The 24,672-nt window shown below is 63.3% G+C and carries 23 protein-coding genes and 1 pseudogene; 9 read left to right on the forward strand and 15 right to left on the reverse strand.

The window, feature by feature from the left end:
• Both AWB80_RS45395 and AWB80_RS41260 read right to left on the reverse strand, forming a co-directional pair.
• Positions 1-140: pseudogene (locus AWB80_RS45395) on the reverse strand (porin); the annotation flags it as partial.
• A 254-nt stretch (positions 141-394) separates the two neighbouring features.
• Entirely contained in the window at positions 395-1,342 is a 948-nt protein-coding gene (locus AWB80_RS41260) for a LysR family transcriptional regulator (protein ID WP_061180371.1), read from the reverse strand.
• A 100-nt stretch (positions 1,343-1,442) separates the two neighbouring features.
• On the opposite strand from AWB80_RS41260, the gene AWB80_RS41265 reads away from it, so the two are divergent.
• Entirely contained in the window at positions 1,443-2,876 is a 1,434-nt protein-coding gene (locus AWB80_RS41265) for an aldehyde dehydrogenase family protein (protein WP_061180372.1), read from the forward strand.
• On the opposite strand, the gene AWB80_RS41270 is transcribed toward AWB80_RS41265, so the two are convergent.
• The 7 genes from AWB80_RS41270 to yghU form a co-directional block, all read right to left on the reverse strand.
• Positions 2,873-4,168: a glycosyltransferase family 87 protein gene (locus AWB80_RS41270; RefSeq protein ID WP_061180373.1), complete on the reverse strand. Its 1,296-nt coding sequence runs from the start codon at positions 4,166-4,168 to the stop codon at positions 2,873-2,875. The genes AWB80_RS41265 and AWB80_RS41270 overlap by 4 nt on opposite strands.
• 218 nt (positions 4,169-4,386) lie before the next feature.
• A complete protein-coding gene (locus AWB80_RS41275; RefSeq protein ID WP_061180374.1) occupies positions 4,387-4,632 on the reverse strand; it encodes a hypothetical protein in 246 nt (81 codons plus the stop codon).
• 101 nt (positions 4,633-4,733) lie between these two features.
• Entirely contained in the window at positions 4,734-5,573 is an 840-nt protein-coding gene (locus AWB80_RS41280) for an MBL fold metallo-hydrolase (RefSeq protein ID WP_061180375.1), read from the reverse strand.
• A gap of 2 nt (positions 5,574-5,575) precedes the next feature.
• Entirely contained in the window at positions 5,576-6,898 is a 1,323-nt protein-coding gene (locus AWB80_RS41285) for an MFS transporter (RefSeq protein ID WP_061180376.1), read from the reverse strand.
• 19 nt (positions 6,899-6,917) lie between these two features.
• Entirely contained in the window at positions 6,918-7,934 is a 1,017-nt protein-coding gene (locus tag AWB80_RS41290; RefSeq protein ID WP_061180377.1) for a succinylglutamate desuccinylase/aspartoacylase family protein, read from the reverse strand.
• 97 nt (positions 7,935-8,031) lie between these two features.
• Positions 8,032-8,919, reverse strand: a complete 888-nt coding sequence (locus AWB80_RS41295) for a LysR family transcriptional regulator (protein WP_061180378.1) — start codon at positions 8,917-8,919, stop codon at positions 8,032-8,034.
• 24 nt (positions 8,920-8,943) lie between these two features.
• Positions 8,944-9,819, reverse strand: coding sequence for a glutathione-dependent disulfide-bond oxidoreductase (gene yghU / locus AWB80_RS41300; protein ID WP_061180379.1), 876 nt, complete (start codon positions 9,817-9,819; stop codon positions 8,944-8,946).
• Between the two features lie 114 nt (positions 9,820-9,933).
• On the opposite strand from yghU, the gene AWB80_RS41305 reads away from it, so the two are divergent.
• Together AWB80_RS41305 and AWB80_RS41310 are read left to right on the forward strand one after the other, a co-directional pair.
• Entirely contained in the window at positions 9,934-10,545 is a 612-nt protein-coding gene (locus AWB80_RS41305) for a TetR/AcrR family transcriptional regulator (protein WP_061180380.1), read from the forward strand.
• Between the two features lie 195 nt (positions 10,546-10,740).
• The gene (locus tag AWB80_RS41310; protein ID WP_208635767.1) at positions 10,741-11,148 is read left to right on the forward strand and encodes a VOC family protein; all 408 of its coding nucleotides are present in this window, start codon (positions 10,741-10,743) and stop codon (positions 11,146-11,148) included.
• Between the two features lie 18 nt (positions 11,149-11,166).
• Here the strand turns inward: AWB80_RS41310 and AWB80_RS41315 are convergent, their stop codons facing one another.
• The 3 genes from AWB80_RS41315 to AWB80_RS41325 are packed head-to-tail and all read right to left on the reverse strand — an operon-like array spanning position 11,167 to position 13,413.
• On the reverse strand, positions 11,167-11,547 hold the full coding sequence (locus AWB80_RS41315) for a TraR/DksA family transcriptional regulator (protein WP_061180392.1): 381 nt from the start codon (positions 11,545-11,547) through the stop codon (positions 11,167-11,169).
• 26 nt (positions 11,548-11,573) lie between these two features.
• Positions 11,574-12,377, reverse strand: a complete 804-nt coding sequence (locus AWB80_RS41320) for a family 1 encapsulin nanocompartment shell protein (RefSeq protein WP_061180382.1) — start codon at positions 12,375-12,377, stop codon at positions 11,574-11,576.
• Entirely contained in the window at positions 12,370-13,413 is a 1,044-nt protein-coding gene (locus AWB80_RS41325) for a Dyp-type peroxidase (RefSeq protein ID WP_061180383.1), read from the reverse strand. The genes AWB80_RS41320 and AWB80_RS41325 overlap by 8 nt, the downstream gene beginning before the upstream one ends.
• A 190-nt stretch (positions 13,414-13,603) precedes the next feature.
• On the opposite strand from AWB80_RS41325, the gene AWB80_RS41330 reads away from it, so the two are divergent.
• Entirely contained in the window at positions 13,604-14,326 is a 723-nt protein-coding gene (locus AWB80_RS41330; protein WP_061180384.1) for a haloacid dehalogenase type II, read from the forward strand.
• Between the two features lie 64 nt (positions 14,327-14,390).
• Positions 14,391-14,879 carry a YaiI/YqxD family protein gene (locus tag AWB80_RS41335; protein ID WP_061180385.1) on the forward strand — a complete coding sequence of 163 codons (489 nt, stop codon included), beginning with the start codon at positions 14,391-14,393 and terminating at the stop codon, positions 14,877-14,879.
• Here the strand turns inward: AWB80_RS41335 and AWB80_RS41340 are convergent.
• On the reverse strand, positions 14,840-15,637 hold the full coding sequence (locus AWB80_RS41340) for an IclR family transcriptional regulator (RefSeq protein ID WP_061180386.1): 798 nt from the start codon (positions 15,635-15,637) through the stop codon (positions 14,840-14,842). The two genes, AWB80_RS41335 and AWB80_RS41340, sit on opposite strands and share 40 nt — an antisense overlap.
• Before the next feature lie 172 nt (positions 15,638-15,809).
• Here AWB80_RS41340 and AWB80_RS41345 point away from each other — a divergent pair, with 172 nt between their 5' ends.
• The 4 genes from AWB80_RS41345 (at position 15,810) to AWB80_RS41360 (ending at position 20,584) form a co-directional block, all read left to right on the forward strand.
• Positions 15,810-16,793, forward strand: coding sequence for a hydroxymethylglutaryl-CoA lyase (locus tag AWB80_RS41345; protein WP_061180387.1), 984 nt, complete (start codon positions 15,810-15,812; stop codon positions 16,791-16,793).
• Positions 16,790-18,064 carry a CaiB/BaiF CoA transferase family protein gene (locus tag AWB80_RS41350; RefSeq protein ID WP_061180388.1) on the forward strand — a complete coding sequence of 425 codons (1,275 nt, stop codon included), beginning with the start codon at positions 16,790-16,792 and terminating at the stop codon, positions 18,062-18,064. Before AWB80_RS41345 ends, AWB80_RS41350 begins: the two co-directional genes overlap by 4 nt.
• A gap of 79 nt (positions 18,065-18,143) precedes the next feature.
• Positions 18,144-19,451, forward strand: a complete 1,308-nt coding sequence (locus tag AWB80_RS41355; RefSeq protein WP_061180389.1) for an MFS transporter — start codon at positions 18,144-18,146, stop codon at positions 19,449-19,451.
• A gap of 2 nt (positions 19,452-19,453) precedes the next feature.
• The gene (locus AWB80_RS41360) at positions 19,454-20,584 is read left to right on the forward strand and encodes an amidohydrolase family protein (protein ID WP_061180393.1); all 1,131 of its coding nucleotides are present in this window, start codon (positions 19,454-19,456) and stop codon (positions 20,582-20,584) included.
• Between the two features lie 10 nt (positions 20,585-20,594).
• On the opposite strand, the gene prpF is transcribed toward AWB80_RS41360, so the two are convergent.
• Positions 20,595-21,788, reverse strand: coding sequence for a 2-methylaconitate cis-trans isomerase PrpF (gene prpF, locus AWB80_RS41365; RefSeq protein WP_061180390.1), 1,194 nt, complete (start codon positions 21,786-21,788; stop codon positions 20,595-20,597).
• 23 nt (positions 21,789-21,811) lie between these two features.
• On the reverse strand, positions 21,812-24,409 hold the full coding sequence (acnD, locus tag AWB80_RS41370) for a Fe/S-dependent 2-methylisocitrate dehydratase AcnD (protein WP_061180391.1): 2,598 nt from the start codon (positions 24,407-24,409) through the stop codon (positions 21,812-21,814).
• Between the last annotated feature and the right edge of the window lie 263 nt (positions 24,410-24,672).

Consider the following 24,672-nt stretch of genomic DNA (forward strand, 5'->3'; position numbering starts at 1 on the left):
TTCGTCTGGCTGCTTTGATAGACGATCGAATCGTCGACGATACCGTACAGCGTGACGCTGCTTTGCGCGAATGCCGGAGTCGCGATCATCGCCGCATAAGCAAACACGCCCGCACTCAATGGCTTCAGTTGACGTTTCACTCTTGAGAACCCCTCATCGTTGTCGTTGGATTGATGACGCGATGGCTTGGCGCACCGCGCGCCTTTTGCCCGCGCCTCCGAACGTACGCCGTTCAAACGATGCAGAAAGAAAGGGTTAACCAGTGGGATCGCATCGGCAGCACATTGCGAGGCGACGCCGCGACGCGCAACAAACCCTTGCGGGGCGAGACTTCTTCAAACAGTGACAGACGGATTCGATGAGGTAATCGCGATAAACAAAACTGATGGCGGCGTTAAGCCTTTGAATTGACGCGCCCGCGCTTCTTTTTCGGTGCTGCGCGCTTTCTGTTCGCGTCGGCATGGTCGCGGATCATCTCCGTCAGCGCGCGCAGCCCGGCGGGCACATGCCGACGCCCCGGATAATAGAGGCACAGTCCGTCGAGTGGTGGCGTCCAGTCTTCGAGTACGCGCACGAGCGTGCCGTTCGCAAGTTCCGCGTCGACGTTCCATTCGGTCAGATAGGCGAGACCCAGTCCCGCGCGCGCGGCCGCCAGCATCAGGCCCGGCTCGTCGAGTGTCAGCGCACCGTCGCCGTCGATGCGTAGCGGTTCGCCGTGCCGCTCGAATTCCCACTGATAGATGGACCCGCTCGGCATGCGGCTGCGAATGCAGCGGTGCGCCGCGAGGTCCGCGGGCGTGCGCGGCGGCTTGTGCTGCGCGAAGTAGGCCGGGCTGCCGACGACGGCGAAGCGCTGCCGCTTGCCGAAAGGCACCGCGATCATGTCCTGCGGCACGGTTTCCAGCAGACGAATGCCCGCATCGAAGCCTCCGGTCACGATATCGATCAGCCGTCCTTCGGTGACGATGTCGAGCTTCATGTCGGGATAGCGCTGCAGAAACGCGATGAACACCGGCATCACCTGATGCGCCGCGCCCACCGACGTGTTGATGCGCAACGTGCCCGATGGCGTATCGCGGAAGCTGCCGGCCTGCTCGAGCGCGTCGCGGATCGTCGACAGCGCAGGCGCGACGTGCTGCACGAACTGCGCGCCCGCTTCGGACAGCGACACGCTGCGCGTCGTCCGGTTGAAGAGCCGCACGCCGATGCGCGCTTCGAGCGCGGCGATCGCGTGACTGAGCGCGGAGGTCGACACGCTCAGCTCGCTCGCCGCCGCGCGGAAGCTGCGATGCCGCGCGACGGCCAGAACGGCTTCGAGTTCGGCGAGCCCGGACGTTTTCATTATGCTAAATCGTTCAAGAGGTCATGCCGGATTGTACGGCTAGTCGAATCAATGCAGAGGGCTTATCTTTGCGATCAGGACATCGACTTACGGATCAATCATGCAGATCATCGACCGAATCTATATCGACGGCGCGTTCGTCACGCCGCACGGCAACGAGCTTTTCGATCACTTCAATCCGGCCACTGAACAGGTGATTGGCCGCGTGCGCCTTGCCGACGCGGAAGACGCGCGTCATGCCATCGCGGCAGCGAAGCGCGCATTTCCGGCGTTTTCGCGGACGGACAAACACGAGCGCATCGACATGTTGAAGCGCATGCATGCGGCGGTCGTCGCGAAAGAGAACGCGCTTTTCGAGGCGATCGTCGAAGAATACGGCGCGCCGGTATCGCGGGCCCGCTGGATGGCGCAACACGCGAGCAATGTGCTCCTCGAAGCGGCGAAAGTCCTCGAAGGCTATGCGTTCGTGCGCGAGGCGGGTTCGGCGAAAGTCGTGATGCAGCCGCTCGGCGTCGCCGGATTGATCACGCCATGGAACAGCAATGCGGGCTTCATCTGCGGTAAGCTCGCGGCGGCGCTCGCGGCCGGTTGCACGGCGGTCATCAAGCCGAGCGAGATGAGCGCGCTGCAGACCCGCGTCGTCACCGAGGCGCTGCACGAAGCAGGGCTTCCGGCAGGCGTGTTCAATATCGTCACGGGTCGTGGCGAGACGGTCGGCGCGGAAATCAGTGCGCATGCCGATGTCGCGAAGCTGTCGTTCACGGGTTCGACGATCGTCGGCAAGACGATTCTGCGCACCGCCGCCGATACCCTCAAGCGCGTGACGCTGGAACTCGGCGGCAAGTCGCCGATGATCGTGCTCGACGATGCGGACTTCGATCAAGCTGTGCCGCTCGCGCTCGATGCGGGCTTCATGAACAGCGGACAGGCGTGCATCGCGGGCACGCGCATTCTGGTGCCGCACGCGCGGCTCGCGGAGTTCGAGCGCAAGATCGCGAGCGCGGTGGCGCAGGTTCAGGCGGGCGATCCACGCGATCCGCGCACGAGCATCGGCCCGATGGTGAGCCGAAAGCAATGGGAGCGCGTGCAGCGCTATATCCGCATCGGTATCGACGAAGGTGCGCGTCTGATCGCAGGCGGCGAGGGGCGTCCGGATGAAATCGGCGCGGGCTGGTTCGTGCGTCCGACCGTCTTCAGCGATGTCACGAACGACATGACCATCGCGCGCGAGGAGATCTTCGGGCCGGTGCTGTCGATCATCGCGTATCGCGATACCGAAGATGCGATCGCGATCGCTAACGATACGCCGTATGGCCTGCAAGCCTACGTCGCATCATCCGATGCCGCGCGTGCGAATGCGGTGGCGTCGTGCATCGAAGCGGGGCGCGTGCTCGTCAACACGCTCGCGCATGAACCGGCCGCGCCGTTCGGCGGCTTCAAGCAATCGGGTATCGGGCGCGAATACGGCACTTTCGGTATCGAGGCGTTTCTCGAACCGAAAGCGCTGATCGGTGTTCGCGTGAACGAACGCTAGCTCGACGCGTGCCGGCCAATCTCCGCATGCGGATTGCGCCGGAACGCGGACACCGGCGGGAAATAGCGCGCAACGCAAAGCACATACGTGATCAGCGCCGAGGCGGTGTACATCGCTGATCGTTCCATGAAGAACAACAGCAACACGGCGATCGCGAGCAGGAACATCTCGACACGCGGGCTGATTGCGGACTGCCGCAGATCGTGCCGTTCCAGCGCGGTGCCGAGCAGAATGACCAGCGGAATCAGCGCGACGACCATATGGATCGGCTCCAGGATCGGCGCGGCGAGCAGCATCGTGATGCATGCGAGTCCGTAGTCCATGCGCGTGTCCCGGCTGCGGCGGATGACGAGATAGCACGCCATCACGCAGACGATCGCGGCGAAGATCGTCGACGTTGCGTGAAGCGTCGCTTCGGACGCGGGCATGCCGAGCTTCGCGGAGAACGTCTGCAATGCGCCGCGCACCGAACTGTTGCCGGGCAAGCCGCCCGAATTCACGATATGCGCCTGCGCGCGCCCGATCTCGACGGTGAAGTAATCCCAGATGATGCGAAAGCCGAGCTGACTCGCGGTGAAGAGCGTGATGGCGATCGCGCAGACACCTGTCGATACCACCGTGCGCCATTCACGCCGCAACAGGAGCAGGCCGACCACCGCGAGCGGCGTCACCTTGAAGACGACCGCGAACGCGAGAAAGACGCCTGCGATCCAGCGCCTGTCGCGTTCGATCAGGAAGAACGCAGTGGCCAGCAGGAAGAACAGCAACTCGTTGGACTGGCCGAGATATGCGTCGTGCAGAACGGGAAAGCTCAGCATCGTGACGGCGATCAGCAATGCGGTCACGCGCCTGTCTTCACCGCGATAGGCCATCTTCGCGAGCAGGATCGCGCCGATGATCGATAGCACGACGGACATCGCGACCCAGAGCAGCTTCGCGGTGAACGAAGGCAACAGCGCGAACGGCGCAAAGATAAGCGCGAACTGCGGCGGATAGCAATAGATCAGGATGTCGTCGACGGTGTTCGCGCCGAGATTCGACAGATACGAAACCAGACGCTCGTTGTTGTACATGAGCGATGGATCGTGCGCCGAGTTGAGCACGGTACTGAATGCGTAGTAGTAGAAATTGAAATCGCTGAAGGCCTTCGGATGATCGGCTCCGTAGGACAGCGTGTAGTGATAGATGATGACCATGCGGATCGCGACGAAACCCGCCGCGACCAGCATCAGAAGAGCCGCAATGGTCCGGACGTTATCCGCGGACCTGACGCCAACCCGAGCGTTCAGCATGGACGTTCTCCCGTGTGTCGGCTTTCACGTGGCAGGCACCGCAGGCGGGCGCCTTCAAAGAACGATTCGCCATTCGTCGCACGAAAACGCATGAATCAAGCGATGACGGATCGTACGGCCTACGAATCGTGACAGCTTCACGGGGGCGGCGTCAATCGTGATTTTCGCACTGCAATGATGCAGCCACTGATGAAAAGCGGCTCACGTTCGTGCGATTTCTATGCGCCGTCTGCGTCTCGCGCAGGTCCGAGCCGGTCGAGGAGTTCGACGATCTGTTGCATCTGAGTCGTCAGAAGATTCTCATCGCGCAACAGTCTGTTCAGGCGACGCCGCCAGTACGCGGGCGGAAGCGCGGGATGATCGTCGCGCACGGATGATTCGATCGCGATACGCAGATGCGCGATGTCGGCGTCGGTGAGGGCGAGTCGTCGGGCGTCGGTGAGCCGGGTTTTTCTGCGGTTCATGCCGCTTTCTTAAGGAATTTATTAAGTCCTTATGGTCACGGAACTCGCAGGCGTCGCATACCCTCCTTTCGGGGGATGAGCTAAGTTGGGATCAGGCCGCGTCAACCGGATGCGGAAAGCCAGCTCCACGCGAAGCCGTCCATCGACTTTTCGATTCTGCCAGCGGACGTGTGCGGAAAATGCGCGGTGAAGATCGCGCTGGAACGTTCGACCGCATGTTTCAGCAACCACTCGCGTGACGCTCGCGCTTCATCCTGTTGCAGGCAGAACACGGAGTTCCATAGCGGCCTGCAGACCTGAATCGGGCTGTGCATGACATCGCCGGAAAAGATCGCGATCTCGCCGTTCGATTCCATCTCGATCGCCATGTGTCCCGCGCTATGCCCGAAGGTCGGCAGGAAGCGGACGCCTTCGATGAGCGTTGCGCCTTCGTCGGCAATGATGCGCGTGAGCTTCGCATCGATCAGCGGCAGCACGCTGTCCTCATAGACCATGCGGCGCGGCCCGCCTTCGGGCGTATCGAAGAACGCGCGCTCGCGCTCGCCGAACACATGCGTGGCATTCGGGAATACGGCCGTCCAGTGGCCGTTCTCCCATTGCGTGTTCCAGCCGACATGATCGACATGCAGATGCGTGAGCAGCACGTAATCGACCTTATGACGATCGAAACCTGCGGCGGCGAAACGTTCGAGCACGGGATTGCCGAGCCGGTCGAAGAGCGCGCTGAAGGGCCGCGCCTTGCCGTTGCCGATGCCCGTATCGACGATGAACGTGAGCCCATCGCGTTCGATCACCCACAGATGCGTGCGCAGGCGAACCTCGCCCGCGCTCGCATCGTTCCAATCGGGATAGAGGCGGTCCGGCGCGAGCCCGAATTCCGTTTCGTCGATGCGCGTAATCGTCATGTCGCCGATGCGGCAACGGAACGCGTCGTGGTTCATCGTCAAACCTCCTTGCGCGCGGGCGCGATGCGGCGCGTCGCCAGCGCATAAAGCAAGGCGCTTGCGAGCGCGGCGCTGCCGCCGACGATCGCGAGCGCATGCGCGCCGCCGACATGTTCGTTCAGATAGCCTACCGCGAGTGGCCCGACGCCGCCGCTGATCGCGTTGGTCATGAACACGAGCAGTGCGATGGAGCGCCCGCGCATGCGGTTCGGCACGGCGATCTGCAACGGCACGGGCGCGAGCGCCATCGCGATGCTCGCGGCCAGCGCACATACGCCATAGAGAAGGATGGCGAGCGTGCTGTCGGCGACGAGCGGCATCGCGATCGCGGCAGGCACGAGCGCGGTCACGGCGCACGTCGATAGCGCGAGCACCTTCCGCAACGCGCGCTCATCCGTGACGCGCGTCGCGAGCATGCCCGCAGCGGCGACGCCCATCATTCCGCCGATCATGTACGCAGGCGCGGCCATCTTTCCGACCGCCGACGGCGCGAGATGAAAATGCCGCATCAGAAGCGTTGGAAACCACGCGGCATGCGAGTAGAACAGCGTGATGAGCGCGACATACGCGGCGAAGTACGGCGCGCAGAAGCGATTGCGCACGAACAGTTCGACGAGCACTTCACGCAACGAGGGCAACGCATCGCCGACGAGCGCGGCGTCATCGGCTTCGTGTCTTGCGGGCTCGCGCACCGTGAACGCGACGAGCGCCGCCAGCACGAGACCCGGCAAGCCGACGAGCACGAACACGGCCTGCCACGGCGCGAATCCACGCGATGCGAGCCATAAGGCCGCGTCGCCGCCCGTCGCGGAAAGCAGCATGCCGCCGCCGAACAGCGCGAGCCCGCCGCCGATATACGGCCCGAGCATGAAGACACTGCTCGCGCGCGTGACTTTGCGCGGCGGAAAGATGTCGCTGAAGATGGAAAGCGCCGCGGGGCTCAACGCCGCTTCAGCGATGGCCGTGCCGGCGCGCGCGGCGAGCAGCTCGGCGAAGCTCGTTGCGAAGCCGCAGAGCGCGGTCGATATCGCCCAGATCGCGACGCATGCCGCAATCAGTCGCACGCGGTTCGCGCGATCCACCAGGCGCGCGACGAACACGCCCGCGGTCGCATAGCACATCGTGAACGAGAAGCCCTGCAGCAAGCCTATCTGCGTATCGGTGATGCCGAGCGTGAGCTTGATCGGCTGCACGAGAATGCTCACGATCTGCCGGTCGAGATACGAGAATGCGAAGCAGACGAAGAACAACCACACGATATACGTCGGATGCCGCGCGTCGCTGGGCGTGCGCACGCGGGCGGGCAGGGGATGAGCGCTCATGCATGGCTCCTGTTGAATGTCAGTCGAGAGAGGATTCGGCGGCGACGAGCGCGATGCAATCGCCTGCTTCGACGCGCGCGAAGGTGCGCGCGCACATCACGCGGCCGTCGCCACGAAACGCGATCTCGCGCGGCGCGCGCCACGGTTCGTGCGGATCGAAGAGACGGCCGGCGAGCTGGCCCGCGCGTACGTCGTCATCGAGTGAGAAGGCCGGTTCGAACACGCCCGCATGCGGCGCATAGACATAGTGTTGCGGGCCTTCGACGCGGAAGTAGCGCGTTGTCGGGGCCTGTGCGTGGACTTCGTCGCGCAGCACGCCGAGACGCTGCAACACACGTTGCAAGCCGCTTTCGACGATCGCGAGATTGGCCGCATCGCAGCCCGCGTGGCCGCCGAATTCGCCGCACATGAAGAGCGTGCCGTGACGCTCGGCCGCCGCGGCGAAGGTGCGGTCCTCGCCGAGCAGATCCATGATCATGGTGTTGGGCGCGCCGAATGCACGCACGAGGTCGAGATAGCGCGCGCGTTGCGCGGCGTCGCTCGCGGGCGGGGGTGAGGCGAGCAAGGTCGGCGCGTGTTCGAACGATGCGCCGCCCGCGTGAAGATCGATCACGACATCCGCGCGCGGCAGCAATGCGGTCTCGATGTAATGCGCGATCATCTCGGTCGGCTTGCCGTGGCGCGCGCCGGGAAAGAGCCGGTTGAGATTGCCGCCGTCGATGGGCGAGGTGCGCGAGCCATTCAGAAACGCCGGGAAATTGAGCGCCGGAATCACGATCAGCCGGCCTTGAATCGCGAGCGTCGGCATGCGCTGCATCAGTTTCATCAGCGCGACTGGGCCTTCGTATTCGTCGCCGTGATTGCCGCCGGTGAGCAGCACGGTGGGGCCATCGCCCGCGTTCAGGACGGCGAGCGGGACCGGAATGTGACCGTAGGCGGAGCGGTCGTGCGACCACGGCAGACGCAATGTGCCGGTCTGAAAGCCGGTGCGTTCGTAGTCGATATCGGTGGCGATGAGCGAGGCGGGCGTGGACATGAGCGGAGTTCGAATCGAGTGAGTTCGACTCCACTATTGCCGACGATAAAACGCCTGGCCAATGCCGTTTTCTGCGGCGGGCGATGCCTTGCGAGCATCACTGTGCAGCGGGTTTCAGCAGATCGATGAAGCGTTGCAGCGCCGCATTACCGTGCTGCAAGAGAAAGCAGAATTCGAGCGGCAGGCGGACGGACAAATCCGCCACGTCGACGAAACGCACGCGCGCGGGCGGACGTTCCCGGTTGGCCGCATTGACGAGCGCCGCGCCGACGCCCGCCGCGACGAGCGAGAGTATCGCGGTTTCGGTGGAGGCTTCCTGACGGATATCGAGCGTGAGGCCCTGCTGCGCGCAGGCGGAGATGAGCCGGTCGTAGTACGCGGCATAGACGCGCCGTGGAAACGCGATGAAGGGCAGGCCGGACAGTTCGCGTGCATTCACGGAACCGTGCTGTCCGACAGGGCTATGCTCGGGCACCGCGAGCACGACGGTCTGCTCCAGCAGCGGCACGCTGTCGAAGCCCTCGGGCAACGCGCCGAAGCGATAGCAGAAGCCGCCGTCGAGATGCTCGGCCGCGATGGCGTCGAGTTGCTCCGGCGTATTCATCGGCTGCAATTCGAGCGCGACGTCACGCGCGGATTGTTGAAACGCATTGAGCGCCGACGACACCACACCGCTCCACGACGCATTCTCGACGAAACCGATGCGCAAGCGTCCCTGCACACCCGACGCAATGCGATGCGCGAGCCGGTTCGCGGCATCGACGCGCGCGAGGATATCGCGCGCTTCGTCGAGATACGCGACGCCTGCGGGCGTCAACTTCAGACCGCGCGGCGTGCGCTCGAATAGTGCCGCGCCGATGGCCTCTTCCAGATCCTGAATCTGCCGCGAAATGGCCGGCTGCGTGACATGCAGATGCTCCGACGCGGCGCGCACGCTGCGCAACTCCGCAACAGCGATGAAGTAACGAAGATGGCGCAGTTCCATGAGGCGACCGACGCGTTCCGGGCGTTACTTTTCCGTGGCGAGCTTGTCCTGTGTGCGCGTCTCGAAGTCGCTCGCGTCGTGACGTTCGTGCAACTGGCTCGACGGCTCGCCGAAAGTCCGGTTCACCATCCGGCCGCGCTGCATGGCGGGACGCGCGCCGATCGCATGAGCCCAGCGGCATACGTGTTTGTATTCGTGCACGGAGAGAAACTCGGCCGCGTCATACAGCCAGCCGTTCACGAGGCCGCCATACCACGGAAAGATCGCGATATCGGCGATGGTGTATTCGTCGCCGGCGATATATGCGCTATCCGCGAGACGCTTGTCGAGCACGTCGAGTTGACGCTTCACTTCCATCGCGAAGCGGTCGATCGGATATTCCATCTTGCTCGGCGCATAGGCATAGAAGTGCCCGAATCCGCCGCCGAGATACGGCGCGCTGCCCATCTGCCAGAAGAGCCATGAGACACATTCGGCGCGCTTCGCCGGATCGGCCGGCACGAACGCGCCGAACTTTTCCGCGAGATAGAGCAGGATCGCGCCCGATTCGAACACGCGCACGGGCGTGGCGCCGCTGCGATCCAGCAGCGCGGGAATCTTCGAATTCGGATTGACGTCGACGAAGCCGCTGCCGAACTGATCGCCGTCACCGATGCGAATGAGCCACGCGTCGTACTCCGCGCCGCGATGGCCGAGTGCGAGCAATTCTTCGAGCATCACGGTGACCTTCACGCCGTTGGGTGTGGCGAGCGAATACAGTTGCAGCGGATGCCGACCGACCGGCAAAGCCTTTTCGTGCGTCGGTCCCGAGACAGGGCGATTGATAGTGGCGAAACGTCCGCCGCTTTCCTTGTTCCAGGTCCACACGGTGGGTGGCACATATTCGGGCGATGCGCTCATGCTTGATGCTCCTCAATGCGAATTCGACAGGTTCGCCGAGGTTATCAGGTCGACAGCAAACGTGCTCGAACGGGCTTTGTACAATCGGGCACGGCATTTCACGAGAGGAGTCGAATGAGCCAACGTCCATCGCGCAAGACCTTTAGGCCTCGAAAGGCGCCGGCGCAGTCGCGCTCGGAAGCGACGGTCGCGTCCATCGTCGAGGCGGCGGCGCAGGTGCTCGAAAGCGAGGGCTTCGAAGGGTTCAATACGAATGCGGTCGCGCGCCGCGCGGGCGTCAGTATCGGCTCGCTCTATCAATATTTTCCGGGCAAGGATGCGCTGACCGTCGCGTTGATTCATCGCGAAAGCGCGCGGTTTCATGAGGACGCCTCGGTTGCGCTGACGAAGCGCAGCGGCAAGGCTGCGCTCGAATATCTGATCGGCGCGGCGGTGCGCCAGCAGTTGCAACGCCCGATGCTCGCGCGCCTGCTCGATATCGCCGAAGGGCGTCCTGCGCTGCGCGATGAGACCGCGAAAGGAGAGATGTCGGAACTGGTCGGGACGATCGTCGGGCGCGCCGCGCCGCGGCATCCGCGTCCCGACGTCGCGGCGCATGATCTGCTCGCCATCGTCAAAGGCATGGTCGATGCAGCGGGCGAGCGCGGCGAGCGCGATCTGGATGATCTCGAACGTCGCGTGCGAGCCGCTGTTTTCGGCTATCTGGCGCGAAGTGGCGGCGCATGAAGGCGTGCAAATGCGAGTAATGGCGTTGCGCGCCTTGGCATCGATCGCATGAAAGCGCGCCTTGCCGCGGGCTTCGGGCGCATGTAGCAAGCCTTCGCAATGCGAGTAGTCGAATGTGAGCTTTTACTTATATTCTGAAGTCCTCAGGCGGCAATGGCATGGGGCTGCCGCCACTCGACTCATGAGAGACCGACGATGACACTTTCGACTCACAGCATGAAGCTCAATCACCTCAGCTTTCCTTCCGCCGATACACCCGCGACAGCGCGCTTCTTCGAGCGCTATCTGGGCTTCACGATATCGGGAACATGGGACCGGTCGTACATTCTCAAGCGCCCGGGCTTCGATGTCGTCATCGATCACGCGCGCGACGATAGACTCGACTGGCCGCGCGCCTTTCACGTCGGCTTCGAATTGCCGAGTCTCGATAGCGTGCGCGACCTCTATGAGCGTTTCAAGTCGGAAGGCGTGGAAATGGAGACGGGCATCTTCAACAACGGACGCGGCTCGCGCTTCTTCTGCCGCGCGCCGGGCGGCGTGATGTTCGAAATGAACACGCGATCCGACGCCGCGCCCGAATTTCAGGGCACCTTCGACGATTGATGCGCGCGATGCGCAGCGTCATTGGCCCGCTTCGCGCCTGCCTTGCTCTTCGACCGTGAAGAGGGCTTCCGGCATCGCTTCGAGGCGCGCTTTCGGAATGGGCACGCCGCTTTCGTCGGATAGCCCGTAGGTGCCTTCCGCGATCTTTTGCAACGCACGTTCGATGTCGCCAATACGCTGATCGTTCACGTTGCGCAATGCCTGATTCGCGATGTCCTGTTCCATGCGTTGCGCATCGTCCTCGTACTCTTCGGCTTCGGAACCGCGCTCTTCCTGAAGGCGACGCTCGCTCGCGATCGTGCCTTCCTCGGTACCGAGCAGCTCGCGCTTCATCGCGAGAAGACGCTTCTGCTGCTGCGCGATGAATTCGTCGCTCAGGCCGCTTTGTTCACTCGACATGATCATGCTCCGTAAATCTAATGCGGCTATTCTCCGGCCGCGATGGAAACGGACGCTTCGCTCGTCAGCATCAGGAACGTGAGCGTCTCGCGCAGATAGAGCTGCACGGTCGCATCGGTATGGCTCGTGTACCCGATCGACACGTCCTGTCCGATATGCAGTTCGTAATCGCCGCCGCGCGTGGAGAGCACGCAGCCGCCCTGCAGCGCGGGCGCCCACACGAGATCGCCGCTCACGATGCGCTTGATGTGCTCGATGACCGGATAGCCCTGATCGCTCGCTTCGGCGAGCACGGTATAGGCATCCGCGCCGAGGAGCACGGAGTAGGGACCTTCGACGCCGGCCAGACGCAGCTTTTCGAGCGCCTGGCTGATGGCGGTCGGGTAGTCCGCGACATCCGCGGGCAGAAAGGTCGGCGCATTCGAGCTGCCATCGCGAATGCCGACGATGCCAGCAGCCGCGAAGCCATCGAAGATGGCGCTGTCTTCCGCGAGCGCGAGTTCGTTCGCGGCGGTCTTGGCGGGCTGCCAGTCGGCATCGTTCGAGCCGCGCTCCACGCTGTCGATGGCTTCGCGCTGCAGCGTGAACGGCACGGTGAGCTGAACGAGCTGCTTCACGTCGTAGAGCTTCGCCGAGACGCCTTTGTTCGGCGATGCGATGTTCGTCTGATGTCCCGTGCCGATGCCCGACAGCGCCACGCCGCCCGGACTCTTCACGTCGACGACGCGACGGCCCGCGAGCGCGCGCTTGAACGTGCGGGCGACTTCGGCTTCGATCTGCGACCATGCCGCGCTCGAAATCGGCGCGAGTTCCCGATGCAGGTTATTCATCGTGTGACGTTCCTTTGAGTGAGCCAATGTTCAATGATCCCGCGCGGCTATCTTCTTGCTGGCTTTCGCCGGCGGCAGACGACGCGGTATCCGGTTTGCGGTCGGGAAGCGCGTCGAGCAGATCGGCGGACGGCACGAAAAAGAGGCCGCCCGTCACGACACGGCTATAGTCGAGCAGGCGGTCGTAGTTGCCCGGCGGCCGGCCGACGAACATGTTTTCGAGCATCTGTTCGATCGGCCGGGGTGTGCGCGCATAGCCGATGAAATACGTGCCGAACTCCTTCGCGCCCGGACGGCCGAAAGCCATGTTGTGCCGCAGGATCTTCACTTCCTCGCCGTTTTCCTCGATCGTCGTGAGCGAGCTGTGCGAGCAGGAAGGCTTGATCGAATCGTCGAGTTCTACATCGGATAGCTTTTCACGTCCGATGATCAATTCCTGCTGCTCGACGGTCAGCCCGTTCCACGCATCGAGGTTATGCAGATACTTCTGCACGATCACATAGCTGCCGCCGGCGAAATCGGGATCTTCTTCTTCGATGAGCGTGTACTTCGCCATGCTCTTGCCTGTCGGATTCTCGGTGCCGTCGACGAAGCCGACCATGTCGCGCAGATCGAAGTAGCGAAAGCCATGCACTTCGTCGACAACGGTGACGGCATCGCCGAGCTTATCGAGTATTTGCGCCGCGAGTTCGAAGCACAGATCCATGTGATCCGCGCGGATATGCAGGAGGATATCGCCGGGTGTCGCGATCGCGCGGCGCTCGCCCGAGCCGACTTCGCGGAACGGATGCAGCGACGCCGGACGCGGCGCGCCGAACAGATGGTCCCACGCGTCGGCGCCGAAGCCGCATACGCAGGACAAGTTCGCGGACGGCGCGCGCGTGCCGACCGCGCGAACCAGCGCCGCGATATCGCCGCACCAGGAGCGCACGACATCGGCTTTGCCTTCGGCGCGCGACACGGTGGCGACGAGAAAGATCGCGCTTCGGGAAATCGGATTACAGACGGCTTGTGGTTCGGGTAGGGTATCGGGCATCTGAAGAGTTCGATTGCGTGAAATCACGATGAGGCGACAAGGCAACGCGAAGATTCATAAGAATATATGCTGGCGCATTCACGCGCATTAAGCAAAAGCAGTGGACCGACGATACACCAACTCCATGTAACGAATAATCCGGAACGCACGGTTTTGTAACATGGCATCTGATCGAACAAAAGGAGCGAATGTGAAACTGACCGACTTCGACACGCTGACCTTCGACTGCTACGGCACGTTGATCGATTGGGAAACAGGTATTTTCGAAGGGCTGCGCGCGCTGCTGGATCGCGTCGATCCTGCGTTGACGCGCGATCAGGTGCTGGAGGCGCATGCGCGTCACGAGTCGTCGCAGCAGCGATACACGCCGGGCAAGCGCTATCAGGAGCTGCTGGCTATCGTCTATAAACGGCTGGCCGAGGAATGGCGCGTGTCGTACACGCACGAGGAATGTCTTGCATATGGCCGGTCCATTCGCGACTGGCCTGCGTTTGCGGATTCAGCGGACGCGCTGCGATATCTGAAGCAGCATTACAAGCTGGTGATTCTGTCGAATGTCGACGACGAGAGCTTTGCGCATAGCAACGCAAAGCTGAAAGTGGAATTCGATGCGATCTTCACGGCGGAAGATATCGGTTCCTACAAGCCTTCGCCGCGCAATTTCGAATACATGCTGGAGAAGCTGGGCGAGCGCGGCATCCGCAAGGAGACGATCCTGCACACCGCCGAAAGTCTCTTTCACGATCACAAGCCCGCCAATGGATTCGGGCTTGCGTCGTGCTGGATTTATCGCCGTCATGGGCAGCCGGGCTTCGGCGCGACGATGGACCCCGGTGCGCAGCCGAACATCGATTTCCGCTTCGACAGCATGGCGGATCTGGCGAAGGCCCACGAGGCCGCGGTGCTGACATGACGTTCGCGTCGGAGTCGGACAAGCAGTAACATCGTTGCTCCCTCTCTTTACCGGAAATGCTTCGATGCAAGTGCTAGTCGATGCGGACGCCTGTCCGTTTGCCGTCAAAGAGATCCTGTTTCGGGCCGCGCGGCGTGTCGAAGTGTGCGTCACGCTGGTCGCGAATCAATACCTGCGCACGCCGCCTTCGCGCTTCATCAAGGCGCTACAGGTGCCCGCGGGCTTCGATGCCGCCGATGACCGCATCGTCGAACTGGTCGAAAGCGGCGACCTCGTCATTACGGCGGACATCCCGCTTGCCGCCGCCGCGCTCGAAAAGGGCGCGCATGTGCTCGACCCGCGCGGCAACTGGTTCAACCGCGAGAATATCCAGGAACGTCTCACGATGCGCGACGTGATGGACCAGCTGCGCGGCTCGGGCGTGGAGACAGGCGGTCCCGCGCCGTATTCTGCGAACGATAGCAAAACGTTCGCAGGACAACTGGACCGCTTTCTCGCGCGGCATCGTGCGGCTCAAGGCTCGTCACCATCCGCGCCGCCGGAGTCTTCCTGAGCCAGCTTTGCAATGCTCGCATCGTAGCGCGCGCCCTTGCCGCCGAGTGCGATGGTGGCGCGCTTGGCGCTGTCGAGCAGACTTGCCAGCGCGACCCTGATGGTCGCGGGCGCGTCGAACCGGCCTTTGGGCCCCGACAAGGTCAGCGCACCCATCAGCGCTCCCGTCGAATCGAAGACGGGTACCGAAGTCGATGCCGTTTCGGGATCGCGTTCACCGTATGAGACCGCCCAGAGCTGCTCGCGCACCTCGTCCCAGCGCGGGTCCTGCGTTTCCGTGAAGGCGAGCAGGACTTTGCCTGAAGCGCCTTTATCGATTGCGAACTCCTCTCCGACCCTGATCGACACCCGCACGCTTCGCGACGGTTCGACGCGATACAACACCAGGCGCTGGTCGCCCTGCCGCACATAGAAAGACGCGGTTTCGCCGAGGTCGCGGCTCAATTGCTGAAGCAACGGTTCGATCGCAGGGCCGACCTGGAAGGATCGCTGATACAGCGTGGCGAGGCGCAATGGTTGATGACCGATCGCGTACTGCCCGTCGCTCAGTTTGCGTATGTATCCGCCGTGCTCCAGCGCGCCGAGCAGGCGCAGGACCGTGCTTTTATAAAGACCGGTCCGGCGAGAAAGCTCGGTGAGCGTCAGGCGGTCGTCGGTCGGTCCGAACGCGTTGAGAATGGCGAACGCTCGATCGAGCACGGCAACGCCGCTCGAACTGTCGGTCGTGGATTCAGGTGTCGCATCTGCGTGTACAGCCACGGTGTTGTTTCTTGTCAGCAGTATTCCGTCACTCTACGGTTTCATCAGGCAGAACTCAAGTTCTAAAAAAGCGCGATTTCGGGGGTTTACCCGTCTTAACGACGGATTGTCACGCGCCTATAGTTCTTTTCAACAGAACACGGGTCTATCAGGTAGAACTTAGGAGGAAATCTTGAGTCATTCAGAACGCAGCATCCTGATCAGCGAAGTCGGACCGCGCGACGGTCTTCAGAGCATCAGGCGCGTCATGCCGACAGCGGCGAAACTGCGATGGATTTCAGCGCTGGCCGCAGCGGGCCTGAAGGAAGTGGAGGTGGGCTCGTTCGTGCCGCCGGCGTTGCTGCCGCAGATGGCGGACGTCCGCGAGGTCGTGCGACACGCGCTCTCGATTCCAGGCCTGCATGTGGCCGTCTTGACGCCCAATCTGCGCGGCGCCCGCAGCGCATTCGAAGCAGGCGTGCACAAGATCACGCTGCCCGTCTCGGTGACCGACGAGCATTCGATGGCCAACATCCGCAAGACGACCGCGCAGATGATCGACGAGGTTCGCAACATCGTCGCCCTGCGCGATGAGCAGTTTCAGGGCGTGCAGATCGAGGCGGGTGTGTCGGTTGCGTTTGGCTGCACGATCGCCGGCACGGTGCCCGACGACCAGACGATGCGAATCTGCCTCGCGATGGCCGAGTGCGGCGTGGACGAAATCGGTCTCTCCGATACCAGCGGATACGCCAATCCCGTTCAGGTCCGGCGCATGTTCCGCCGGCTGCAAGCCGAAGTCGGCAGCAAGGCCGGCGGGGCGCACTTTCACAACACGCGCGGGCAGGGACTGGCGAACGTCGTCGCGGCGCTCGATGCGGGCGTCACCACGATCGATTCGAGTCAGGCGGGTCTCGGCGGCTGTCCGTACGCGCCTGGCGCAACGGGAAACATCGTCACCGAAGACCTTGCTTTCCTGCTGGAGGCGATGGGCTACGACACCGGCGTGGACATCGACAAACTGATTGCCGCGCGCGCGATTCTCACCGACGCGCTGCAGGGCGAAGCGCTCTACGGTCATGTACAGGACGCGGGGCTGCCCAAGGGATTCGCCTACGCTGACGGGCGCGCACCGAGCGCGCCGCAACCGGAAGGCTGTCTGCTGGGAGCCGCACAATGAGCGAAGCACAAGTGAACTCGTCTTTGCCGTACAGCGGCGTGCGCGTCGTCGAGATGACGCATATGGTCATGGGGCCGACATGCGGCATGGTGCTCGCGGATCTTGGTGCGGAGGTCATCAAGATCGAACCGATCGCCGGCGACAGCACGCGTTCGCTTCGAGGGTCCGGCGCGGGCTTCTTCAGCACGTTCAACCGCAACAAGAAGAGCATCGCGGTGGATGTGAAGGATCCGCGCGGGATCGAGATCGTCCATAAGCTGCTCGCGGGCGCCGACGTCTTCAGCGAGAACTTCAAGAGCGGCACGATGAACAGGCTCGGCCTCGGGTACGCCGCGTTGTCGAAGCTCAATCCGCGCCTGATCTATGTGTCGCACAAGGGCTTCCTGCCCGGTCCCTATGATCACCGCACCGCGCTCGATGAAGTCGTGCAGATGATGGGCGGCCTCGCCTACATGACGGGACCGGAAGGCCGGCCGCTGCGCGCGGGGACGAGCGTCAACGACATCATGGGCGGGATGTTCGGCGCGATCGGCGCGATGGCCGCGCTCGCGCAACGCGAGCGCACTGGCCGGGGTCAGGAAGTGCAGAGCGCCCTGTTCGAAAACAACGTCTTTCTCGTGGCGCAGCACATGATGCAGTTTGCCGTGACCGGCAACGCCGCAGCGCCGATGCCGAGCCGCATTTCCGCGTGGGCCGTCTACGACGTGTTCTCGGTGAAGAACGGCGAGCAGATCTTTCTGGCGGTCGTATCGGATACGCAGTGGGCGCTCTTCTGCGATGCATTCGGCCTGAGCGTGCTCAAAGCCGACGAGCGGATCGCCACCAATAACCAGCGTGTGCAGGCCCGCGAGTGGTTGTTGCCCGAGCTTCGCAAGCACATGGAGGCGTTCACGGCCGCCGAGATCAGCGCCATCTTCGAACGCTGCGGCTTGCCGTATGCGCCCATCACGAAGCCTCAGGATCTCTTCGACGATCCTCATCTGCTCGCAACCGGCGGCCTCGCCGACGTGACCTTGCCGCCCGACGCGAGCGGCGCGGGTCAGCCGGTGTCCACGAAGACGGCGTTGCTGCCCCTGACGCTCGACGGCGAGCGCCTGCACTTGCGTGCAGCGCCACCTTCGCTCGGGCAGGACACGCAGGCGCTGTTGCTGCAACTCGGCTATACGGCGGAAGACCTCAGGCAACTGACCGAGGCTGGCGTCGTGAAATGCCGGGACCGTCAGCCGGGCGATGCATCGAAGCCGTCGGCAAACGAACTCGCCAGCGCCTGAAACCAAAGCACATAAAGAATCACTGGGCCGCGGACCGGCAGGGCCTCGCTCGGCCAGTGATTTCGTCCGGAGACGAACCATGACATCCATTTCCTCGAACATGACGGCCGATAGTCCCGTCGACGCCACGCTCGAACAGCAGGCGGTCAGGAAAGCCGCGTGGCGCTTCATACCGCTGCTCGCGCTTGCGTATTTTTTCAACTATCTGGATCGCACCAGCGTGGGCTTTGCCGCGCTGACGATGAATCGCGATCTCGGCCTGACAGCGACGCAGTTCGGCTGGGGCGCGGGCATCATGTTCGCGGGTTACTGCATCTGCGAGGTACCGAGCAATCTCGCGTTGTATCGCTTCGGTGCGCGACGCTGGCTGGCCCGCATCATGATCACGTGGGGCTTCTTCGCGGCGGCGACGGCGCTCGCCGTGGGGCCGACGAGCTTCTATGCGATCCGGCTGCTGCTGGGCATCGGCGAGGCGGGCTTCTTTCCGGGCGTGATCTTCTTCCTCGCGGTCTGGTTTCCGGCGAGCTATCGCACGCGCGTGCTCGCGTGGTTCACCGTATCCACGCCGCTTTCGTCGCTCATCGGTGGTCCGCTTTCCACCTGGCTTCTCAAGATGGATGGCGTGCTCGGCCTCGCGGGCTGGAAATGGATGTTCATCGTCGAAGGCCTGCCCGCATGTCTGCTGGGTTTCTTCGTGCTGAAGATGCTCGCGGACAAGCCCGCCGATGCGAAGTGGCTCTCGCCGGCCGAACGTCAGGCCCTTCAGCGCGCCTTCGACCGCGAAGGCGCGGCGAGCCAGAAGAAAAAGAACTTCGGCGCCGCGCTGAAGGACGTGCGCATGTACCTCCTCGCGATGATCTCCTTCGGCTTCACGATGGGCTCATACGGTATCGGCATCTGGTTGCCGCAGATGCTCAAGGCGCACGGCATGAGCGTGACGCAGACCGGCTGGGTGTCCGCGGTGCCTTATTTCTTCGCGACGATCGCGCTGCTCTGGTGGGCCAAACGTGTCGATCGGCGCGGCGGACATATCGCGAATCTGGCGGCGGGTCTTTTGATCGGCGCCGTGGCGCTCGGCGTATCGACGTACTTTCAGCAACTGGTCCCGGCGATGACCGGCATCACGCTGGCGCTCATCGGCACCATCGCGGGCCGCACGATCTTCTATACGTTGCCGGCGAGGTTTCTCTCCGGGCAAGCCGCCGCGGGCGGCCTGGCGCTCATCAACTCGATCGGCGCGCTCGGCGGCTTTGCCGGACCTTACCTCGTGGGCTATCTCAAGGACAGCTTCGGCACCTTTACTGCGGGCATGATCGGCCTGTCCGTCGTGCTGGCCATCACGACCTTGCTGACGCTTTCGCTGTTCGCGTTCAACCAGGGGGAATGAAGATGACGACGCTTCATTCGTCCCGGCGGCGCCAGCTTCTCGGCGCGGCAGCGGCATCCATCATGATTGCGGCCATCGCTTCGCGACGGGCGTGGGCAAAAGAGGAAACACGCACCATGAGCACGACCAGCAACTATCTGCCCGTTCGCGCGCAATGGCTCGCGTCAGGTACCGAGGCCGCGCTCGAACCGGATATGCCGATCATCGATGCCCATCATCATTTTTATGAACGCGCGGGCTGGACCTATCTGCTCGACGAATACCTTCAGGATGCGCGGTCGGGTCACAACATCACCGCGTCGGTGTACATGCAAGCGTTGACGCGCTATCGAGCGTCCGGACCGGAACAGTTGCGACCGGCTGGCGAGATCGAGTACGTAGCGGGCGTGACGGCTCCGTTGCAACAGGGCGGGCCTCAGGTCGCGAAGGGGATCGTCGGATACGCGGATCTGCGTCGCGGGGCGGCTGTGCGCGACGTGCTGGAGGCGGAGCTTCAGGCCGGCGATGGACGCTTGCGCGGCGTACGGCATCTCGTGACGTGGGACGCCGACACTTCGCTCGTGAATCCCTTGTCGGCCGCGCCGCGTGGGCTGTTGCTCGATCCCACCTATCGCGCGGGCGTGGCGCAGCTCGGAGCGTTGGGCCTTTCGTACGATGCGTGGCTCTTCTTCCCGCAACTGCCCGAGCTATTCGATCTCGCCAAGGCTTATCCGGATACGCCGGTCATCGTCAATCACTGCGGTGGCGTCGTGCGCATCGCGAGCTATACGGATCAGCGCAAGGAAGTATTCGATACATGGTCGCGCTCCATGCGCGAACTCGCGCAATTGCCGAACGTTTATGTGAAGGTCGGCGGGCTCGGGATGCGTATCAACGGCTTCGACTTCGACAAGGGCGAGCGCCCACCTTCATCGACGCAACTCGCCGACGCGTGGAAACCATGGATGCACACCTGCATCGAGGCCTTCGGCGCGGACCGCTGCATGTTCGAGAGCAATTTTCCCGTGGATAAAGGCTCTTATCCGTTCAGCAATGGCTGGAACGCGTTCAAGCGCCTGACCGCTCAGGCCAGTGATGGAGAGCGGCAGGCGCTGTTCAGAGGAACGGTGGCGAAGGTGTACCGGCTCGCGTAAGCGCTTTGACTCAATCCAGCGGCACGTCGGGAACGTACACGCGGCCTTCCATCAGCACGCGCGCGCTGCGGCTCATGATGGCCTTCTTCACCTGCCACTCGCCATTCGATTCGATGGCCTCCGCACCCACACGCAACGTGCCCGAAGGATGGCCGAAGCGCACCGACTGCCGCTCGCCGCCGCCCGCCGCGAGGTTGACGAGCGTGCCCGGAATCGCCGCCGCCGTGCCGATCGCGACAGCGGCCGTGCCCATCATCGCGTGATGCAGCTTGCCCATCGACATCGCGCGCACGAGCACGTCGACATCGTCCGCGCCGATGCGCTTGCCGCTCGATGCAACATACTCCGCCGGACGCGCGACGAACGCGATCTTCGGCGTGTGCTGACGTTTGGCGATTTCGTCGAGGTTTCTGATCAGCCCCATGCGCAGCGCGCCGTACGCACGGATGGTCTCGAAGCGCTTCAACGCCGCGTCGTCGCCGTTGATCGCGTCCTGAAGCTCGGTGCCCTTGTAGCCGATAGCGTCCGCGTTCACGAAGATCGTCGGAATGCCCGCGTTGATCATCGTCGCCTTGAACGTGCCGATGCCCGGCACTTCGAGGTCGTCGACGAGATTGCCCGTGGGAAACATCGCGCCTTCCGCGCCTTCTTCCTCGGCTGCCGGATCGAGGAATTCGAGTTGCACTTCGGCGGCCGGGAAAGTCACGCCGTCCAGTTCGAAGTCACCGATTTCCTGCACGGCGCCGCTCGCCATCGGCACATGCGCGATGATCGTCTTGCCGATGTTCGCCTGCCAGATCCGCACGATAGCGATGCCGTTGTCCGGCACGCGCTCCGGATCGACGAGCCCGCTCGCGATCGCGAACGGTCCGACCGCTGCGGAGAGATTGCCGCAATTGCCGCTCCAGTCGACGAACGGCTTGTCGATGGCAACCTGGCCGAACAGATAATCGACGTCATGACCGGGCCGCGTGCTCTTCGACACGATGACCGTCTTGCTCGTGCTCGAGGTCGCGCCGCCCATGCCGTCGATCTGCTTGCCATACGGGTCAGGGCTGCCGATGACGCGCAGAAAAAGCGCATCGCGCGCGGGGCCGGGCACGCGCGCCGCTTCGGGCAAATCGTTCAGGCGAAAGAAAACGCCCTTGCTGGTGCCGCCGCGCATGTAGGTCGCGGCGATCTTGATCTGTGGTGCATGTGACATGGGGTTCGGGTCTCCGTACGTTGTCAGGCCGCTTCTTTCGACGATTCGAGAAAATCCTGAGCGAAGCGTTGCAGCACGCCGCCGGCTTCGTAGATCGAGACTTCCTCGGCGGTGTCGAGCCGGCACGTCACCGGCACTTCGACACGCTCGCCGTTCGCGCGATGAACGATCAGCGTGAGATCCGCGCGCGGCTTGCGCTCGCCGATCACGTCGAACGTCTCGGTGCCGTCGATGCCGAACGTCTGGCGATTCGCGCCCGGCTTGAATTCGAGCGGCAGCACGCCCATGCCGATCAGGTTCGTGCGGTGAATGCGCTCGAATCCTTCCGCGACGATCGCTTCCACGCCCGCGAGCCGCACGCCTTTCGCGGCCCAGTCGCGCGACGAGCCTTGCCCGTAATCCGCGCCCGCGACGATGATGAGCGGCTGCTTGCGCGCCATGTAGGTTTCGATCGCTTCCCACATGCGCGTGACTCGGCCTTCCGGTTCGACGCGCGCGAGCGAGCCTTTCTTCTGTTGTCCGTCGACGACCGCCATTTCGTTGATGAGCGTCGGATTCGCGAAGGTCGCGCGCTGCGCCGTCAGATGATCGCCGCGATGCGTCGCGTATGAATTGAAGTCCTCTTCGGGCAAGCCCATTTTCGCGAGGTATTCGCCCGCCGCGCTGTTCGCGAGGATCGCATTGGACGGCGAGAGATGGTCCGTCGTGATGTTGTCGCCGAGCACCGCGAGCGGGCGCATGCCCGTGAGCGTGCGTTCACCCGCGAGCGCGCCTTCCCAATACGGCGGCCGGCGAATGTACGTGCTTTGCGCGCGCCAGTCGTAGAGCGGGCTGATGGCTTCGCCGCTTGCAGGGGTCAGCGCGAACATCGGCTCATAGACCTTGCGGAACTGCTCGGGCTTGACGCTTTGTTTGACGATGGCGTCGATTTCCTCGTCGCTCGGCCAGATGTCTTTCAGGTACACGGGCTGGCCGTTCGCGCCGATGCCGAGCGCATCGCGTTCGATGTCGAAGCGGATCGTGCCCGCAATCGCATACGCGACGACGAGCGGCGGCGACGCGAGAAACGCCTGCTTTGCATACGGGTGGATGCGGCCATCGAAGTTGCGATTGCCGGAGAGCACGGCGGTCGCGTACAGATCGCGATCGATGATTTCCTGCTGGATCGCGGGGTCGAGCGCGCCGGACATGCCGTTGCACGTCGTGCAGGCGAACGCGACGATGCCGAAGCCGAGCTGCTCCAGATCCGGCAGCAAGCCCGCTTCCTGCAAATACAGTTCGACCGCTTTCGAGCCAGGCGCGAGCGACGACTTCACCCACGGCTTGCGCGTGAGACCTTGCGCATTCGCATTGCGCGCGAGCAGCGCCGCGGCGATCACATTGCGCGGATTGCTGGTGTTGGTGCAACTCGTGATCGCAGCGATGATCACCGCGCCATCCGGCATCTGTCCGGGCGTGTCGTCCCATTTGCCCGCGATGCCGCGCGTCGCGAGTTCGGAAACAGGCAGGCGTTTGTGCGGATTCGACGGCCCCGCCATGTTGCGCACGACACTCGACAAATCGAAGCGCAGCACGCGTTCGTATTCGGCGCGCGTCAGCGAATCGGCCCACAGTCCGGCGGTTTTTGCGTATTGCTCGACGAGGCCAACTTGCTTGTCTTCGCGACCCGTCAGACGCAGATACTCGATCGTCTGCTCGTCGATATAGAACATCGCGGCGGTCGCGCCGTATTCGGGCGCCATGTTCGAGATCGTCGCGCGGTCGCCGAGCGTGAGGCTCGATGCGCCTTCGCCATAGAACTCGAGATACGCGCCGACGACTTTTTCCTTGCGCAGGAATTCGGTGAGCGCGAGCACGATATCGGTCGCGGTAATGCCCGGCTGGCGCTTGCCGGAAAGCTCCACGCCGACGATATCCGGCAGGCGCATCCACGACGCGCGGCCCAGCATTACGTTCTCGGCTTCGAGCCCGCCCACGCCGATCGCGATCACGCCGAGCGCATCGACGTGCGGCGTGTGACTGTCGGTGCCGACGAGCGTGTCCGGATACGCAATGCCATCGACCGCGTGAATGACCGGCGACATGCGCTCCAGATTGATCTGATGCATGATCCCGTTGCCCGGTGGAATCACATCGACATTTTTGAAAGCCTTCTTGGTCCAGTTGATGAAATCGAAGCGATCCTCGTTGCGCCGGTCCTCGATCGCGCGGTTCTTCGCGAACGCGTCCGGATCGAAGCCGCCGCATTCGACCGCGAGCGAATGATCGACGATGAGCTGCACCGGCACCACGGGATTCACCTTCGCGGGATCGCCGCCCTGGTCCGCGATCGCATCGCGCAGGCCCGCGAGATCGACGAGCGCGGTCTGTCCGAGAATGTCGTGACACACGACGCGCGCCGGAAACCACGGGAAATCGCGCTCCCGCTTCCTTTCGACGAGCTGCAGCAGCGATTGTTCGAGGATCGCCGGATCGCAGCGGCGCACGAGATTCTCCGCGAGCACGCGCGAGGTGTAGGGCAGTGTGTCGTAGGCGCCGGGCGCGATGGCTTCGACGGCCGCACGCGCGTCGAAGTATTCGAGCGAGGAGCCGGGCAGGGGTTTGCGGTTTGCAGTATTCATCGCGGTGTCTCGGTCATTGCATGGTCTTTCAGGTGCCACGCTCGAAGGGTATTGTGGGGGCGACCCCTTCGTTTGATCATTCGGGCTATTTTAGGCGCTTGCCCATAAAAAAGCCCCACCGCCATGTGCGGCAGCGGGGCCTGAACTTCTTACGCACGTTTTGCCAGCGGGACGAACTCGAGATTGTCCGGTCCGGTGTAATTCGCGCTCGGCCGGATGATCTTGTTGTCGATGCGTTGTTCGATGATGTGCGCCGCCCATCC

Origin of the sequence: Caballeronia pedi (genome assembly GCF_001544915.2) — a bacterium.
Taxonomy (GTDB): Bacteria; Pseudomonadota; Gammaproteobacteria; order Burkholderiales; family Burkholderiaceae; genus Caballeronia; species Caballeronia pedi.